Raw genomic sequence first — 16784 nt, forward strand, 5'->3', positions numbered from 1 at the left:
CCGGTCCGGCAGGCCATGGCCTGTGTGATCGGCGTAGCGAAGGCGTTGTCAGAACCCTACACTGGCCTGCACATAGAACGTGCGCGGCTCGCCCAGGTAGATCCCCGAATTGTTGTCGCTGGAACGGGTGAAGAACTGCTTGTCGAAGATGTTCTTCACCCCCGCCGCCAGCTTCAGGTTCGACAGCTGCGCACCAAAGTCATACCCGCCCCGCGCACTCCAGGTCACATACCCCGGAATGTCGCCATACTGCCCATCAGCCGTCGGTTCGGTGATGTAGTCGCCGGTGAAGGCACCTTTGCTGGTCATGCCGGTACCCGGAGCACGCTGTTTGGATTGCGCATAGGCGTCCACATTCCAGGTCCAGCGGTCCACCTGGTAACGCAGCCCGGCATTGGCGATCTGTCGTGAGTAGAACGGCAGGTCGCGCCCTTCGAAGCCCGGGATCGCCCCTTCATAGGTGGCGCGGGTGTAGGTGAAGCCGGCGTTCGCGCTCAAGCCCTGCAGACGCGGGTCCAGCCCTGCCAGGTCGTAGTGCATCGAGGCCTCGATGCCCTGGTGCTTGGTCGCGCCCAGGTTGGTCCAGCCCACGTCGTTGCTGATGTACTGCAGCTCGTCATCGAAGTCGATGTAGAACGCGGTCAGCTCGCCGCCCCAGTTGCCGTTGTCATAGCGCGTGCCGATCTCGTAGGTCTTGGCCTTCTCGGCCTGCAGGCCGTTGGCGGTCTGGTCGCCCTGCCCGCCCTGGCCCAGCTGGAAGTACTGCAGGCTGCCGAACGAGGTCTCGTAGTTGGCGAACAGCTTCCACGCATCGGACAGGTGATACATCACACTCAATGCCGGCAGCGGTTCGTTGCTGGTCACGCTGCGGCTCTTGGCCACCACCGGCTTGTTGCCCAGGCCCATGACCGGGCGATCGTTCCAGTCGGTGTTGATGTGCTCGAAACGCACGCCCGGGGTGATGGTCCAGTTGCCCACGTCGATCTTGTTGTCGATGTAGTAGGCGCTGGCCTCGGTGCCGCCGGTACGGTCCTGGTACACGTGGCCGTCGGATTCCGGGGTCACGGTGGGCACGTTGTCGATCAGCGCCAGGCGCGTGGCCTGCTCGTGCATGGCTTCCTTGAGGTAGCGATAACCGACGCTGACCTCCTGGGTGGCCGGGCCGGTGACGAACACCCGCGACAGGCGCGGCTCGACGGCAAAGGTGTGGTAACTGCGCGGGTACGACGACAGCGTCTGCTGGTCGCGCGCGGCAATGCTGCTGCCACGGAAGCTGTCGGTGTAGTAGGTCTGCACCTCGAACTGGGTCACGTCGTCGATCTGGCGCAGGTACTTGAGCGAGACATCCTTGCGCCGACCGGTGAAGTTGTCGTGGTCGCGGTCGGACTGGTAGGGGTTCTTGTCGAACTGGGCCTGGGTCAGGCCGCCGGGCATGTCGGCCTTGCCATCGTAGTAATGGAAGTTCAGCGACAGCTCGTCACGGTCGGTCAGCGCCCAGTGGGTCTTGAACAGCACGTCGTCGATGTCGTTGCTGTTGTTGCTGCTGCGGTAGCCATTGCCCTTGACCCCGGAGTACAGCAACGCCGCACCCAGGCCATTGTCGGCGGTGCCGCCAAGGAAGGCCGACTCGATGTGCTTCCAGCCGCCATGACGCGAGGTCTGGATCGTGGTGCCCAGCTCGCCGGTGGCCTTCTCGGGGATGGCTCGGGTGACGAAGTTGATCACCCCGCCGACGTTCTGCGGCCCATAGCGCACCGAGCCTGCGCCGCGCACCACGTCGATGCTGTCCAGGTTGCCCGAGGAAATCGGCGCCATCGACAACTGCGGCTGGCCATACGGGGCGAATGCGGCGGGAATGCCGTCGATCAGCACCGTGGAACGCGGCGACAGGCGCGAGGTGAGCCCGCGCACGCCGACGTTCAGCGCGATGTCGCTGCCGCCGGTGCCGTTGGAGTCCTGCACCTGCACACCCGGCACCCCGCGCAGCACGTCGCGCACGCTCAGCGCGCCCTGCTCGACCATGGCTTCACGGCGTACCACGGTGCGCGCACCGGGGTGGTTCTGCACCACGCTTTCCTGGGCGTCGCCCAGCCAGTCGCCGACCATGCTGATGTCGGTAGGCGCCAGCTCCAGGGTGCCGGGCGCCGTGCTCACTGGCTGCGCTGCGTGCAGCACCACGGTGCCCTGGGAAATCTCGTAGGTCAGCCCGCTGCCCTGCAGCAGGGCCTGCAGCGCCTGTTCAGGGGCCAGGTTGCCGGACACCGCCGGGGCCTGCTTGCCGGCCACCAGGTCGGGGCTGAAGAACAGTTGCAGCGATGTCTGCCGGCCCAGCTGGCCCAGTGCCGCGGCCAGCGGCTGGGCCTGGATCTGGATGCTGGTGGGTGCCGAATCGGCGTAGCTGTTGGCGATGCCGCCGCTGACGGCCAATGCCAGTGCCAGCGGCAGCCAGCGTTTGGAAACCTTGTTGTTGTTCACGTCGTCGAGAAGTCCTGAGGGTCAGAAAATCGGCCACCGCCTGCGAATGAAAATGCTTGGCAGTTGCAGTTGGGCAGGAAGACGAACAACGCGAAAAAAACCTGAATCTATTTTGCGATTATTTCTTGCGAGCCATCGGCATGGGCCTTGATGGCCACCGGCAGGATGCTGGGCAAGGCGCGCAGCAGGGCGTCGGTGTCATCGGTGCTGAAGCTGCTGCTGAGGCGCAGCGCCGCCGTTTTGCCGGGGGCCACGCGCAGCGGGTGTTCGCGGTAGCGCGACACCTCGCGCACCACCTCGCCCAGCGGCACATCGTTGAACACCAGTTTGCCGCCGCGCCAGGCGGTCAACGCGGCGGCGTCCACCGTATAGGGCGCTGCCACCGCGCCATGGGCATCGATGTGCGAACCGAGGCCGGCGCTCAGCAGCGCCTGCGCCTGGCCGTCGCCCTGCACGCGCACCGAACCCTGCTCGACCGCCACGCGGGTCTGCTCGCTGTCGCGGCGCACATCGAAGCGCGTACCGGTGACCGTGACCTTGCCATGGCCGGTGCTGACCACGAAGGGGCGGGCCGTATCATGGGCAACGCTGAACATCACCTCGCCCTGCTCCAGGCGAATGTCCCGCTGCCCGGCACTGAAACTCACCTGCACCCGCGTGCGGCCGTTGAGCTCCAGGCGCGAGCCATCGGGCAGGTCGAGCTGGCGACGCTCGCCCAGGCCGGTCTGCATCTGGCCCTGGTAATTGAGCTGGTGCTGCTGCCAGCCGAACCAGCCAAGCCCTGCCGCGACCGCCACCACACTGGCTGCCAGGGCCTGGCGCAACAGGCGTCGACGCGGCAGCTGGCGCACCGGGTCGGGCGCACACAAGGCCTGCAGGCGCTCGCGCGGCAGCAGGTCGGCCGCGCCCCACAGGCGCCCGAGCAGGTCGTACTCATATTTATGCTGGGGGTGCTGCGCCAGCCAGGCATGCAGTTGCGCCTGCTGCTGGGGCGTCAGGGGCGCATCGCGGCCACGGGCGAACCATTCGGCGGCCTGCTCGCGCACGGCGTCATCGCCGCAGGGGCATGTGCCCTGATTCATGAAAACATTTGCCTGACTCATCTCGTTGACACATCCAGGTGCTCACGCAGATGCCGGAGCGTGCGGATCATATACTTTTCGACCATGTTCTTGGTCAAGCCCATGCGCTCGGCGATCTCGGCCTGGGTCAGGCCTTCGAGCTTCTGCCAGATGAACACCTTGCGGCAGTTGAGCGGCAACTCGGCCAGGGCGCGTTCCACGCTGTCGGCCAGCTCCAGTGCATGCACATAGGCCTCGGGGTCATCGCCCGGGGTGGGCGACAGGTCCAGCCCTTCCTGCTCCAGGGCCTGGCGCCGGTCTTCGCGCCGGTAGCCGTCCACGGCAATGTTGCGTGCCGTCTGGTGCAGATAGGCGCGCGGCTGCTCGACTGGCAGGGCGGGGTTTTCCAGCACCCGCACAAAGGCATCGTGCGCGAGGTCCTCGGCCTGCTGACGACTGCGCAGCTTGCGTGTCCAGGTGCCGATCAGCTCATGGTAGTGGTCGAGGAAGCCTTTGTGTCGAGACACGGTGCGGGGGTCGTCGCTAGGCGGGAGGGAGGTTGCGAATAGTAATGTTTCTTATTAAACCCGGCAATCACCGCCGAGCGATTGCCCTGCAACAGCGCCCATGCGAGCGGCTAAAAATTATGCACACACGCCCCGCTGCGAACGGTGCCCGTGCCCTGCCCGTTCAAGCTGTTTGCGTGCGCTTGCCCAACCTTTTGGGGCCATCGTCGCCGAAGTTGACGCCATCGTTGTTTTAGCTGAGTTGGCCTGCAAAAGCTGCGAACGTGCGGTTATTTTTAACGCTTCGCAAAACTTCGGGAACATCTGCCTGTCATCCGGGTCGGTTAAAACGAGGGGTGTCTGCAACGTGCGTCAGCGTAGCGAAAAAACGCGAGATTTTTTGTTGATCTTGAATCCTTCAGGTCCTAAAGTTCGCGCCGAGCGTCCATGCTGGAAACGATCCATCCGGCTCAAGTACTGACGACGAGACAGCAAGGTCACCCGCTGCGCAGCTTCTGCGACCCGGTTGACCTTTTTGCTTTCGGCGACATGCCTTGGGAAGTAGGCGAACCAAAGTGGGGATACGGAGGGCGCTCAGTTGCAGCCACTTATTCATTCAGTTTGCCCATGGAGTCCCCCAGCATGTCGATCCAGGTCGAAGACTACTTCGCACGCGATACCTTCAACAAAATGAAGGCGTTCGCCGACAAGCAAGAAACCCCGTTCGTGCTCATCGACACGGCCATGATCAGCAAGGCCTATGACGACCTGCGCGCCGGTTTCGAATTCGCCAAGGTGTACTACGCGGTCAAGGCCAACCCTGCGGTCGAAATCATCGACCTGCTCAAGGACAAGGGCTCGAACTTCGACATCGCCTCGATCTACGAGCTGGACAAGGTAATGGCCCGCGGCATCGGCCCGGAGCGCATCAGCTACGGCAACACCATCAAGAAATCCAAGGACATCCGCTACTTCTACGAGAAGGGCGTGCGCCTGTACGCCACCGACTCCGAAGCCGACCTGCGCAATATCGCCAAGGCCGCACCGGGCTCGAAAGTGTATGTACGCATCCTTACCGAAGGCTCCACCACCGCCGACTGGCCGCTGTCGCGCAAGTTCGGCTGCCAGACCGACATGGCCATGGACCTGCTGATCCTGGCCCGCGACCTGGGCCTGGTGCCTTACGGCATTTCCTTCCACGTGGGTTCGCAGCAGCGCGACATCAGCGTGTGGGATGCGGCCATCGCCAAGGTCAAGGTGATCTTCGAGCGCCTGAAGGAAGAAGACGGCATCGTGCTCAAGCTGATCAACATGGGTGGTGGCTTTCCGGCCAACTACATCACCCGTACCAACAGCCTGGAAACCTACGCCGAAGAGATCATTCGCTTTCTCAAGGAAGACTTCGGCGACGACCTGCCGGAAATCATCCTGGAGCCTGGCCGCTCGCTGATCGCCAACGCCGGCATCCTGGTCAGCGAAGTGGTGCTGGTGGCGCGCAAGTCGCGTACCGCCGTGGAGCGCTGGGTATACACCGACGTGGGCAAGTTCTCCGGCCTGATCGAAACCATGGACGAGTCGATCAAGTTCCCGATCTGGACCGAGAAGAAAGGCGAGATGGAAGAGGTGGTGATCGCCGGCCCGACCTGCGACAGCGCCGACATCATGTACGAACACTACAAGTACGGCCTGCCGCTGAACCTGGCCATCGGTGACCGCCTGTACTGGCTGTCGACCGGCGCCTACACCACCAGCTACAGCGCGGTGGAGTTCAACGGCTTTCCGCCGCTGAAGGCGTACTACCTGTAACCACGGGTCAGTTGCACACGAAAGGCGACGGTTGCAACCGTCGCCTTTTTTCATGGGCCCACGCGGTCAGCTCAGCACACGCAGTACATGTGCCTCGAACTCGAGGTTCTCCCCGCTGATCACATTCAGGTAATCCATGCCGTCGGAGTGACGGTAGTTGCCGATGCTGCACTCGTAGGTGTCATAGAGCTTCAGTCGCAGCACGTCATGGTCGCCCCACTCCCCCAAGGGCTTGACCAGCCAGGGCTCGCTGGTACCCCCCGGGAACAGGCCCACATAGTGATTGAAGTTCTTGCCCACTGCCGCACCCCGATAGAACCCGGTATCCGAAGAGCTGGAGATGTTGTAGGTAATGCGCCGGTCGGTGTGGGAGACGTAGTCGAAACGAAAATTGACCGGCTTGATGAACCGGGTGTCGGTCATCACCTGCAACCAGCCATCGTTGTCGATGCCGCCTTCGACCAAGCTGATACCGATACGGCCCTTGTGGCCCGGTGTCACCGAGTAGAGGCTGGCGATGAACGAGAAATTCCAGGTGTCACTCATGGCGACCCCCTGCGCAGGCAAGGCCCGGGTGACTGGCAAGACGGTGGTGGCTGTTCATGGTCGATCTTCCTTGAGAAGCATGGGAGTGATCGAGCATAGAAAGGCGGCAGGCTAAACCCGAGAGTGAAGGCTTTCCGTGGCCTGCCGCGACACCTGCTCCAGACGCTGCCGATAGGCCCCCGCCATCGCCTGGATCTGCGGCTGCTGGGCCTGCTCCAGGCTGGCCACTGCAGCACGCAGGAAGTTGCCGTTACCCTGCTCCAGGGCCTTTTGCAGCCACACCAGCGACTGCTCCATGTGGCCTTGCTCGGCGAGGATCGCCGCATGGCTGAACTGCCCGCGAAAATCGCCGGCCTCGGCAGAAAGACGATACCAGTGCATGGCGGCGTGCCGGTCGGCCGCGCAGGCCAGCCCCTGCTCCAGGTAACGTCCCAGCAGGTTCATCGACTTGGCGTGGCCGGCGTGGGCGGCCTGCTGATACAGGTGCAGGGCCGCAGCATGGTCCTGGCCCACACCCCGCCCCGTGGCCAGCAGGTTGGCCAGGTTGTACTGACCCCAGTCCAGCCCTGCGGCAGCGGCCGCACGGTAGTGACCGGCCGCCGCCGCCAGGTCGGCCTGCCCTCCCCACCCATGCTCCAGGCAGCGCCCGAGCATGTTGTGCCCCATCGCACTGCCCTGGCGGGCGGCAATGCCGAACCAGGTCCGCGCCAGTGCCGGGTCCTGCTCGATGCCACGCCCGTCGAGCAGGATCTGCCCCAGCAGCAGCTGGGCCTCGACAACGTTCTGCGCGGCAGCCGCCAGCAGGGCCTGGGCCGCCTTGCCCGGGTTGTGTTCGATGAGTTGATGCAACTGGTCGATATCGACCTGTTCTTCACGACGCAGGCTGAAGGTCACGGCTCAGACCTCTGCCCAGCGGCGCAGCAGGTTGTGGTAGGTGCCGGTGAGCTGAATCAGCGACGGGTGGTCGGGCACATCCACCGTGAGCTGCTGGATGGCGTTGTCCATCTCGAACAGCAAGGCCCGCTGGCTGTCCTCGCGCACCATGCTCTGGGTCCAGAAAAACGCCGCATAGCGCGCCCCGCGGGTTACCGGGTTGACCTTGTGCAGGCTGGTGCCGGGGTACAGCACCATGTCGCCTGCCGCCAGCTTGACCTGCTGCAGGCCATAGGTGTCCTGGATCTCCAGCTCGCCACCGTCGTATTCGTCGGGGTCGCTGAAGAACAGCGTCGACGACAGGTCGGTACGTACCCGCTCATGGCTGCCACGCGGCTGGCGGATGGCGTTGTCGATGTGAAAGCCGAAGCTGCCCCCTTCGCGGTAGCAGTTGACCAACGGTGGGAACACCTTGAACGGCAGCGCCGCCGACATGAAGCGCGGGTTGCTCCACAGGCGCTCGATCATCGCGCTGCCGATTTCCTTGGCCAGCGGGTGCGCCTCGGGCAGCTGCAGGTTGTGCTTGGCCTTGGCCGACTGGTAGCCCGCGGTGATCTTGCCGTCGGCCCAATCGGCCTGCTCCAGCGCCTGGCGAATACGCTGCACTTCTTCGCGGGTGAACAGGCCGGGAATGTGTAAAAGCATGGCGCAGGCACCAGGGGTCGGCTAAAGGGCGTCAATGGTATTGATTCTTATTGAGCCAGTACAAGCCCCTTGCGAGGGGCGGGACGTTTCAGCAGGCATAAACCGCCACACAAAGGTGTAAAGAATGTAAATTCATCACGAATAGCAATTGATCTCAATTGTTACTCATATTTGTTTACATTATATTTCGGCGCCTTCACACCTTGGGGACCTTCCGATGTCGCGCCATTACGTGCCTACCGCTGTCAGTTCACCACGCCTGCTTGCTTCTGCCATCGGGGTCGCGTTGAGCGCCACGTCCGCCGGCCACCTGGCCTGTGCGGCCGACGCAGCCCCGGCCACAAGCGGCTCGATCGCGCTGGATGCCACCAGCATCAATGGCCAGGCCGATACTGCCAGCACCGACTACAAGGTCGAGAAGTCCTCATCGCAGAAGTACACGGCGCCGCTGGTGGACATCCCGCGCAGCGTGACCGTGGTGCCGCAACAGGTCATCAAGGACACCAACGCCCTGACCCTGCAGGATGCCCTGCGTACCGTGCCGGGCATCACCATGGGCGCCGGCGAAGGCGGCAACCCGTCGGGCGATCGCCCGTTCATTCGCGGCTTCGACTCGCAAGGCTCGATGTACCTGGACGGCGTGCGTGACGTGGGCTCGCAGACCCGCGAGATCTTCGCCATCGAATCGGTTGAAGTGGCCAAGGGCCCCAACTCGACCATCGGCGGGCGCGGTGCAGCCGGTGGCACCATCAACCTGGTGACCAAGAAGGCCCACCTGGGCAACAGCACCGACGGTGCCTTCACCTGGGGCTCGGACCAGACCAAGCGCTACACCTTCGATGGCAACTACCAGTTCCTCGACACCGCAGCGTTTCGCCTGAACCTGATGAGCCACGAAAGCAACGTGGCCGGTCGCGACGAGGTCAACTACGACCGCTGGGGCGTGGCCCCGTCCCTGGTGTTCGGCCTGGGTACCCCGACCCGCGTGAGCCTGGACTACTACCACGTGGAGAGCGACGACCTGCCGGATTCGGGCATCCCCTACGGCCTGCGCTCGGGCAGCACCGCCGGGCGCACCTCGGCCAACCCGGACAAGCCTGACGATGGCGGCCGCAGCAGCAACTACTACGGCCTGGTCGATCGCGACTTCTACAAGACCCGTGCCGATATCGCGACCATCGCCGTCGAGCACGACCTGAACGATGCGCTGACCCTCAAGAACACCCTGCGCCACGGCAACACCCTGCAAGACTTCATCTACAGCCAGCCCGACGACAGCAAGGGCAACATCCTCAACGGTGAAGTCTGGCGCCGCCCGAACAACCGCGTGGCCAACACCCGCACCACCACCAACCAGACCGACCTGTTCGGCGAGGTGTACATCGGCGGGTTCAAGAACACCTTCTCCACCGGTATCGAGCTGAGCCGCGAGGCCTCCACCAAGGAAGGCTACGACATCACCGGCTTCCGTTCCGGCAACTGCTCTTCGGCCACCGGCCAGATCCCGGGTGTGTGCACCTCGTTCCCCAATCCCAACCCGAACGAGGCCTGGGGCGGCGACGTGACCCGTACCGATGCCGGCGCCGACACCACCAGCAGCACCCGCGCCATCTACCTGACCGATACCCTGGAGCTGAACCCGGCCTGGCTGCTGACCATGGGCCTGCGCTACGACCACTTCGACACCAAGGCCAAGACCAAGGTGGCGGGCGGTGCGACCAGCTTCAAGACCGAAGACACCAGCGAGTTCGTGACCGGCCAGCTGGGCCTGACCTGGAAGCCGACCGACAACGGCAGCGTGTACATCTCGTATGCGACCTCGGCCACCCCGGCCGGCGCTTCGCTGGGTGAAGGCAGCGACGGCAACCCGCTGCTGACGCCGACCACCACCAGCGACCTGAAGGCCGAAGAGACCACCAACTACGAAATCGGCACCAAGTGGGACCTTCTCGATCAGCGTCTGAACCTGACCGCCGCGATCTTCCGCACCGAGAAGGAAAACGCCCGCGTACTGGTCGATGCCAACACCTACCAGAACGCCGGCAAGAGCCGCGTCGATGGCCTGGAGCTGACCGCCACCGGCAAGCTGACCAATGACTGGCAGGTGTTCGCCGGCTACACCTACATGGACGCCAAGCTGGTCGACGGTGGCGCGCAGTCGGTCGGCGGTGTGCTGGTGGACGGCTACAACGACGGCAACCAGATGCCCAACACGCCGAACAACAGCCTGACCCTGTGGACCACCTACAACGTCACGCCAAAACTCACCCTCGGCGGTGGTGCCTTCTACGTCGACGACGTGTTCGGCAACGTGACCAACAGCGTGATGGTCGATTCGTACTGGCGCTACGACGCCATGGCCAGCTACAAGCTGACCAAGAACGTCGACCTGCAGCTGAACGTGCAGAACCTCACCAACGAGGTCTACTACGACAAGGCCTACGCGGCGCACTACGCCAACCAGGCGGCCGGTCGCACGGCGCTGCTGACCACCAGCTTCCACTTCTGACGGCAGCTGGCAGGCCCGGCCCCGTTCACTTCGGTGATCGGGGCCTTTGTGTATCAAGGCATAATGCGCGGCGCATTCACGCAACCCGCAACACAAGGTGGTCGATGTGGTGAAGAAAAGCCTGTTTCAACTGCACTGGTTCTTCGGCATCACCGCCGGGCTGGTGCTGGCGCTGATGGGAGTGACCGGGGCAACCTGGTCGTTCCAGGACGAATTGCTGCGCCTGTTCAACCCACAGGTGCTCAAGGTGCAGGTGCGCGACGAAGGCGTGCTGCCGCCGGCCGAACTGGTGCGCCGCGTCGAGGCCGAACAGGGCGACAAGGTGTCGATGCTGTGGGTGAACGTGCGCAGCGACGAAGCTGCGCGCATCTTCTTCACCCCACCGCCGGGCGAGCGCCGCGGCACCCTGCGCTATGCCGACCCCTACACCGGCAAGCTGCAGCCCCCGGTCAGTGGCCAGGGGTTCTTCGACCTGATGCTGCAGTTGCACCGCTTCCTCGCCATGGGCGACACCGGCCGGCAGATCACCGGCGCCTGTACCCTGATGCTGATCTTCTTCTGCCTGTCGGGGCTGTACCTGCGCTGGCCGCGTCAGGCGCTGAACTGGCGAACCTGGCTGACCCTGGACTGGGCGAAGAAAGGTCGTGTCTTCAACTGGGACCTGCACGCGGTGGCCGGTACCTGGTGCCTGCTGTTCTACCTGCTGTTTGCCCTGACCGGGTTGTTCTGGTCCTACGAGTGGTACCGCGAGGGGCTGAACCGGTTGCTGGGCGATGCACCGGCCGCTGGCGAACAGCGCAAGCGCGGCGAAGGCCGTGGCCGCCCGCCCGCACCCGGCAAGGATGCGGCGCCGCTGGTGGTGGACTACGACGCCATCTGGACCAGCCTGCAGGCAGCGGCCGGCCCGGGCCTGCGCACCTATAACCTGCGCCTGCCACCGGCCGGCGGCCAGCCCGCCACCCTGTTCTACCTGCTCGACAACGCCGAGCACGAGCGCGCGCTCAACACCCTGAGCCTGGACCCGGCCACCGGCGTGGTACGCCAGCACGATCGCTACGCCGACAAGTCGTTCAAGGCGCAGCTGCTGGCCAGCGTGTATGCCCTGCATGTGGGCAGCTACTTCGGGCTCACCGGGCGCATCCTGGTGACCCTCGCCAGCCTGAGCATGCCGCTGTTCTTCATCACCGGCTGGCTGCTGTACCTGGACCGCAGGCGCAAGAAGCGCCAGGTACGCGAGGCCCGCAAGGGCCTGAACCCGACCGGCGACACAGGCAACGGATGGCTGGTGGGGTTTGCCAGCCAGAGCGGCTTCGCCGAACAACTGGCCTGGCAGAGCGCCGGGCAACTGCAGGCGGCGGGCCTGGCGGTTCGCGTGCAGCCCCTGGCGACGCTGACCGAAACCGATCTGCAGCAGGCGCAACGCGCGCTGTTCGTGGTCAGCACCTTTGGCGACGGCGAGGCGCCGGACAGCGCCCGCGGCTTCGAGCGCAAGGTGCTTGGCCAGCCGTGGACGCTGGGTAACCTGAACTACGCCCTGCTCGCACTGGGTGACCGCCAGTACCCGCATTTCTGCGGGTTTGCGCGCAGCTTGCAGCACTGGCTGGAGGCTCGCGGCGCCACCGCCAGTTTCTCTGCCGTGGAAGTCGACAGTGCAGATCCTGCTGCCTTGCAGCAATGGCAGCAGCAGTTGGCGGCATTGACCGGCGCAGCGCCGCTGTCTGCCTGGCAGCCGCCGCAGTTCAGCGCCTGGACCTTGACCCGACGCGAGCTGCTCAACCCCGGCAGCCAGGGCGCACCGGTGTACCTGCTCGGTCTGCAACCGTCGCAGCCAGAGCGCTGGGATGCCGGGGACCTGGTCGATGTACTGCCGCGCAATGCCGGTTCGACGGTCAAGGCGTTGCTCGACGGGCTTGGCCTTGAGCCTCACACGCTTGTGCGTGTGGACGGCCTGGAGGAGCGCCTGGACCATGCACTGGGCGGGCGGCTGTTGCCGGCCAGCCGCGGCCACCTGATCGGCCTGCACGCGCAGGCGCTGGTGGATGCGTTGATCCCGGTGGCAGCGCGCGAATACTCCATCGCCTCGATTGCCAGTGACGGTGTGCTGGAGCTGATCGTGCGCCAGGAGCGTCATCCGGACGGCACGCTGGGCCTGGGCTCGGGCTGGTTGACCGAACACCTGGCGCTGGGCGCGAGCGTGAGCGTGCGGTTGCGCCGCAACAGCGGTTTCCATCTGCCGACGGCTCCGGCACCGATGATCCTGATCGGCAACGGTACCGGGCTGGCCGGGTTGCGCAGCCTGCTGAGGGCGCGAATCGTGGACGGCGAGCAACGCAACTGGCTGCTGTTTGGCGAGCGTAACCGGGCGCATGACTTCCTGTGCGAGGAGGAACTGCAGGGCTGGCTGGCAAGTGGTGAACTGGCGCGGCTGGATCTGGCGTTCTCGCGGGATCAGGCGCAGAAGGTGTATGTGCAGGATCGGCTGCGCGAACAGGCTGATGAGCTGCGCCGATGGCTGGCGGAGGGAGCGTCGATCTATATCTGTGGCAGCCTTGAAGGCATGGCGGCGGGTGTGGATGCGGTGCTGGCCGAGGTGCTGGGGGCTGAAGAGCTTGAGCAGTTGATCGAGCTGGGGCGGTACCGGCGGGATGTGTATTGAGCGTCACTCTTTGCCGGCAAGGCCGGCGCCTACGGGGCTGGTGGATGCCCGTAGGCGCCGGCCTTGCCGGCGAAGGGGTCAGTGCAGGTCGAAGGTATCGGCATCCAGGTTGGCCGGAAACCGCGTGCGGTACGCAGCCAGGTCCGCCGCACTCAGCACCACGGTGAACACGCCGTCGGCCTCGCCGGCACTGAGCAGGCTCTCGCCCTGGAAGTCCAGCACCTGGCTGTCGCCGCTGTAACCAAAGCCCTTGCCATCGGTGCCCACGCGGTTCACCGCCGCCACGTAGCACAGGTTCTCGATGCCCCGTGCCGGCAGCAGGCGGTTCCAGTGCAGTCGCCGCGCCGCCGGCCAGTTGGCGGTGTACAGCAGCAGGTCGGTGTCCTGTGCATCACGGCTCCACACCGGGAAGCGCAGGTCGTAGCAGATCAGCGGGCGCACCCGCCACCCCTTGAGCTCGAACTGCACCTGGCGCTCGCCGGGGGTGTAGTGCTTGTGCTCGCCGGCCATGCGGAACAGGTGGCGCTTGTCGTAGAACAGGATCTCGCCGTCCGGGCGCGCCCACAGCAGGCGGTTGCGGTGGCTGCCGTCCTCGGCCTGGATGATCACGCTGCCGGTCACCACGGCATCGAGCTTCCTGGCCTGGCTCTTGAGCCATTTGTAGGTGGGGCCGTTTTCCGGCTCGGCCAGGCTTTCGGAGTCCATCGAAAAACCGGTGGTGAACATCTCCGGCAGGATGATCAGGTCCGCGCCGCGGGCCTGCTCCAGCAGCACCTCGAAATGCTCGTAGTTGGCCATGCGGTCCTGCCAGGCCAGGCTGGTCTGCACCAGCGCCACGGTCAGGTTGGGCAATGTACTCAGATCGCGCATAGTTTTTCCGCTGCCTGACGCAGCGTCTCCTCGCGTTTGGCGAAACACAGGCGCACCAGGCGCTGCTCGGGAATGGGTTGCTGGTAGAACACCGACACCGGAATGGTCGCCACGCCGTGTTCGCGGGTCAGCCATACCGACATCTGCACGTCGTCGAGGTCCGGGCGAATCGCCGAATAGTCCACCAGCTGGAAATACGTACCGGCCACCGGCTTGAACTGGAAGCGAGAGCCTTGCAGCAGGCCACAGAACAGGTCGCGCTTGGCCTGGTAGAACGCCGGCAGCTCTTCGACATGTTCCGGGTGCTCGGCCATGAAATCGGCCAGCGCCCACTGCAGCGGCGTCACGCCGCAGAAGTTGACGTACTGATGCACCTTGCGCAACTCGGCACTCAGGGCTGGCGGCGCGATCACATAGCCGGTCTTCCAGCCGGTCACGTGGTAGGTCTTGCCGAACGAACTGACCACGAAGGCCCGCGCGTACAGGGCCTCGTGGGCCAGCACGCTGGCGTGGCGCGCGCCGTCGTACACCAGGTGCTCGTACACCTCGTCGCTGAGCACATAGATGTCACGGTCGGCGATCAGCGCCGCCAGCTGGTCCAGCTCGGCACGGGTAATCAGCGCGCCGCTGGGGTTGTGCGGCGAGTTGATGACGATCATGCGGGTACGCGGGCTCAGCGCATCGCTGAGTTTCTGCCAGTCGATGGCAAAGCTGTCGGCGCCCAGTTGCACGTGCACGCAACGGCCACCGGCCAGTTCCACGGCGGGTTCGTAGCTGTCGTAGCAGGGGTCGAAGACGATGACTTCGTCGCCGGGGCGGATCACCGCGTGGATGGCGCAGAAGATCGCGGCCGTAGCGCCGGGGGTGATGGTCACCTCGTGGTCGGCATCGACCGTCACGCCATACTGGCGAGCGACCTTGGCCGCTACCTGCTGACGCAGGGCCGGCAGGCCGGTCATGGGGGAATACTGGTTGTGGCCGGCACTGATGTGCCGCCCTACCGCGTCCAGCAGCGCTTGCGGGCCGTTGAAATCGGGAAAGCCCTGGGACAGGTTCAGGGCGCCGGTTTGCACGGCGAGCTGGGACATGGTGGTAAAGATGGTGGTGCCGACGTTCGGCAACTTGCTGCTGATCATGGAGCCCTCTTTCCTGCGCGGTCAGGCTCCGAGCATAGCGGATTGGACCGCCAGGTTGTAGGAGCCAGCGTTGCTGGCGAAAGGGTAAGCGCGGTTCAGTTGATCCGCGCTGCCCATTTCGCCGGCAAGGCCGGCTCCCGCACCATCAGCGCTTGTCCTTGCGCTTCTTGGCCGACTTCTTGTGGTGCGACATCAGGCGGCGCTTCTTGTTGACCTGGCGGTCGGTCAGGGTGTTCTTGTTGCCTTCGTACGGGTTCTCGCCACCCTTGTACTCGATGCGAATCGGCGTACCGACCAGCTTGAGCACACGGCGGTAGGTGTTTTCCAGGTAGCGCGAGTAGGACTTGGGCACCTTCTCCACCTGGTTGCCGTGGATCACGATGATCGGCGGGTTGGCACCCCCCAGGTGGGCATAGCGCAGCTTGATGCGACGGCTGTTGACCATCGGCGGCTGGTGCTCGCTGACCGCGTCTTCGAGGATCTGGGTCAGGCGGCTGGTCGGCCAGCGGGTGACCGCCGACTTGAACGAGTTCTGCACCGACTGGTACAGGTTGCCCACGCCAGTGCCGTGCAGTGCCGAAATGAAGTGAATGTCGGCGAAGTCGACGAAAAACAGCCGTCGTTCCAGCTCGGTCTTCACGTAGTCACGCTCGCCCGGCTGCATGCCATCCCACTTGTTGAGCGCGATCACGATGGCGCGACCGGCTTCCAGGGCGAAGCCCAGCAGGTTCAGGTCGTGGTCCACCACGCCTTCGCGGGCATCCATGACGAAGATCACCACGTTGGCGTCCTTGATCGCCTGCAGGGTCTTGACCACCGAGAACTTTTCGACTTCCTCGTGGATCTTGCCGCGCTTGCGCACACCGGCGGTGTCGATCAGCGTGTACTTCTCGTCATTGCGCTCGAAGGGAATGTAGATGCTGTCGCGGGTAGTGCCGGGCTGGTCGTACACGATCACACGGTCTTCACCGAGCATGCGGTTGACCAGGGTCGACTTGCCGACGTTGGGGCGACCGATGATGGCGATCTTGATGCCATCCTTCTCGCTGGGGCCAGGAATGCGCACGGCTTCCTCGCCCTCGGCGACGTTCATGTCGATCTCTTCTTCTTCCTTGTCCCGCGGGAAGTCGCTGAGCACAGCCTCGAGCAGGTTGTTCACGCCACGGCCCTGGGCGCCGGCCACGCCGATGGCGTTGCCCATACCCAGGGGGGCGAACTCGGCAATGGCGGTGTTCGGGTCGATGTTGTCGATCTTGTTGGCCACCAGGAACGAGCGCTTGTTGCGCTTGCGCAGGTGCTCGGAAATCATCTGGTCGGCAGCGGTCAGACCGGCACGGGCATCGACCAGGAACAGCACCACATCGGCTTCTTCGATGGCCAGCAGCGACTGCTCGGCCATTTTTTCGTCCATGCCATGTTCGTCACCGGAGATACCACCGGTGTCGACCAGGATGTAGGAGCGCCCTTGCCAGCGCGCCTCGCCATATTGACGGTCACGGGTCAGGCCAGACAGGTCGCCAACGATGGCATCGCGGGTCCTGGTCAGGCGGTTGAACATTGTAGATTTGCCGACGTTCGGTCGGCCCACCAGGGCGATTACGGGAACCATGCGGCTCTCCACTGCTTGAATTCAAAAAATAC

General features: G+C 64.5%; 12 protein-coding genes. 3 read left to right on the forward strand and 9 right to left on the reverse strand.

Features of this window, described 5'->3' with window-relative positions; all coding sequences use genetic code 11:
• Positions 1–48: 48 nt before the first annotated feature.
• From NP552_RS06610 to NP552_RS06620, 3 genes are all read right to left on the reverse strand, one after another.
• Positions 49–2475 (reverse strand): TonB-dependent siderophore receptor, encoded by a 2427-nt coding sequence (locus NP552_RS06610; protein WP_043862506.1) that lies wholly within the window; start codon positions 2473–2475, stop codon positions 49–51.
• A gap of 107 nt (positions 2476–2582) precedes the next feature.
• Positions 2583–3557, reverse strand: a complete 975-nt coding sequence (locus NP552_RS06615; RefSeq protein WP_213606974.1) for a FecR family protein — start codon at positions 3555–3557, stop codon at positions 2583–2585.
• Positions 3558–3574: 17 nt separating this feature from the next.
• The gene (locus tag NP552_RS06620) at positions 3575–4063 is read right to left on the reverse strand and encodes an RNA polymerase sigma factor (RefSeq protein ID WP_043862508.1); all 489 of its coding nucleotides are present in this window, start codon (positions 4061–4063) and stop codon (positions 3575–3577) included.
• A 621-nt stretch (positions 4064–4684) separates the two neighbouring features.
• On the opposite strand from NP552_RS06620, the gene NP552_RS06625 reads away from it, so the two are divergent.
• On the forward strand, positions 4685–5848 hold the full coding sequence (locus tag NP552_RS06625) for a type III PLP-dependent enzyme (protein WP_043862509.1): 1164 nt from the start codon (positions 4685–4687) through the stop codon (positions 5846–5848).
• A 66-nt stretch (positions 5849–5914) separates the two neighbouring features.
• On the opposite strand, the gene NP552_RS06630 is transcribed toward NP552_RS06625, so the two are convergent.
• The 3 genes from NP552_RS06630 to NP552_RS06640 all read right to left on the reverse strand — a co-directional run bounded on the left by NP552_RS06630 (position 5915) and on the right by NP552_RS06640 (position 7972).
• Positions 5915–6394, reverse strand: a complete 480-nt coding sequence (locus NP552_RS06630; RefSeq protein WP_274096566.1) for a hypothetical protein — start codon at positions 6392–6394, stop codon at positions 5915–5917.
• A 111-nt stretch (positions 6395–6505) separates the two neighbouring features.
• On the reverse strand, positions 6506–7288 hold the full coding sequence (locus NP552_RS06635; RefSeq protein WP_274096567.1) for a tetratricopeptide repeat protein: 783 nt from the start codon (positions 7286–7288) through the stop codon (positions 6506–6508).
• Between the two features lie 3 nt (positions 7289–7291).
• Positions 7292–7972, reverse strand: a complete 681-nt coding sequence (locus tag NP552_RS06640) for a Fe2+-dependent dioxygenase (protein WP_043862512.1) — start codon at positions 7970–7972, stop codon at positions 7292–7294.
• Between the two features lie 217 nt (positions 7973–8189).
• Between NP552_RS06640 and NP552_RS06645 the strand changes: the two genes are divergently transcribed.
• Both NP552_RS06645 and NP552_RS06650 read left to right on the forward strand, forming a co-directional pair.
• Positions 8190–10481 (forward strand): TonB-dependent receptor, encoded by a 2292-nt coding sequence (locus NP552_RS06645; RefSeq protein WP_274096568.1) that lies wholly within the window; start codon positions 8190–8192, stop codon positions 10479–10481.
• A 106-nt stretch (positions 10482–10587) separates the two neighbouring features.
• Complete coding sequence (locus NP552_RS06650; RefSeq protein ID WP_274096569.1) at positions 10588–13137, forward strand: sulfite reductase flavoprotein subunit alpha; 2550 nt, start codon at positions 10588–10590, stop codon at positions 13135–13137.
• A 78-nt stretch (positions 13138–13215) separates the two neighbouring features.
• Here NP552_RS06650 and NP552_RS06655 read toward each other — a convergent pair whose 3' ends face one another.
• From NP552_RS06655 to der, 3 genes are all read right to left on the reverse strand, one after another.
• Entirely contained in the window at positions 13216–14007 is a 792-nt protein-coding gene (locus NP552_RS06655; RefSeq protein ID WP_043862515.1) for an amidohydrolase, read from the reverse strand.
• Positions 13995–15143: a pyridoxal phosphate-dependent aminotransferase gene (locus NP552_RS06660; RefSeq protein ID WP_116052914.1), complete on the reverse strand. Its 1149-nt coding sequence runs from the start codon at positions 15141–15143 to the stop codon at positions 13995–13997. The genes NP552_RS06655 and NP552_RS06660 overlap by 13 nt, the downstream gene beginning before the upstream one ends.
• A 145-nt stretch (positions 15144–15288) precedes the next feature.
• Entirely contained in the window at positions 15289–16752 is a 1464-nt protein-coding gene (gene der / locus NP552_RS06665) for a ribosome biogenesis GTPase Der (protein WP_043862517.1), read from the reverse strand.
• Between the last annotated feature and the right edge of the window lie 32 nt (positions 16753–16784).

The sequence above is a fragment of the Pseudomonas sp. 8209 genome (genome assembly GCF_028682105.1).
Taxonomy (GTDB): domain Bacteria; phylum Pseudomonadota; class Gammaproteobacteria; order Pseudomonadales; family Pseudomonadaceae; genus Aquipseudomonas; species Aquipseudomonas palmensis.

What these genes read in the sequence shown, in the direction of transcription:
- NP552_RS06615 (WP_213606974.1), bottom strand. Translation starts at nt 3,557, where the DNA reads ATGAATCAGGGCACATGCCCCTGCGGCGATGACGCCGTGCGCGAGCAG.
- NP552_RS06625 (WP_043862509.1), top strand. Translation starts at nt 4,685, where the DNA reads ATGTCGATCCAGGTCGAAGACTACTTCGCACGCGATACCTTCAACAAA.
- NP552_RS06630 (WP_274096566.1), bottom strand. Translation starts at nt 6,394, where the DNA reads ATGAGTGACACCTGGAATTTCTCGTTCATCGCCAGCCTCTACTCGGTG.
- NP552_RS06640 (WP_043862512.1), bottom strand. Translation starts at nt 7,972, where the DNA reads ATGCTTTTACACATTCCCGGCCTGTTCACCCGCGAAGAAGTGCAGCGT.
- NP552_RS06645 (WP_274096568.1), top strand. Translation starts at nt 8,190, where the DNA reads ATGTCGCGCCATTACGTGCCTACCGCTGTCAGTTCACCACGCCTGCTT.
- NP552_RS06655 (WP_043862515.1), bottom strand. Translation starts at nt 14,007, where the DNA reads ATGCGCGATCTGAGTACATTGCCCAACCTGACCGTGGCGCTGGTGCAG.
- NP552_RS06660 (WP_116052914.1), bottom strand. Translation starts at nt 15,143, where the DNA reads ATGATCAGCAGCAAGTTGCCGAACGTCGGCACCACCATCTTTACCACC.
- der (WP_043862517.1), bottom strand. Translation starts at nt 16,752, where the DNA reads ATGGTTCCCGTAATCGCCCTGGTGGGCCGACCGAACGTCGGCAAATCT.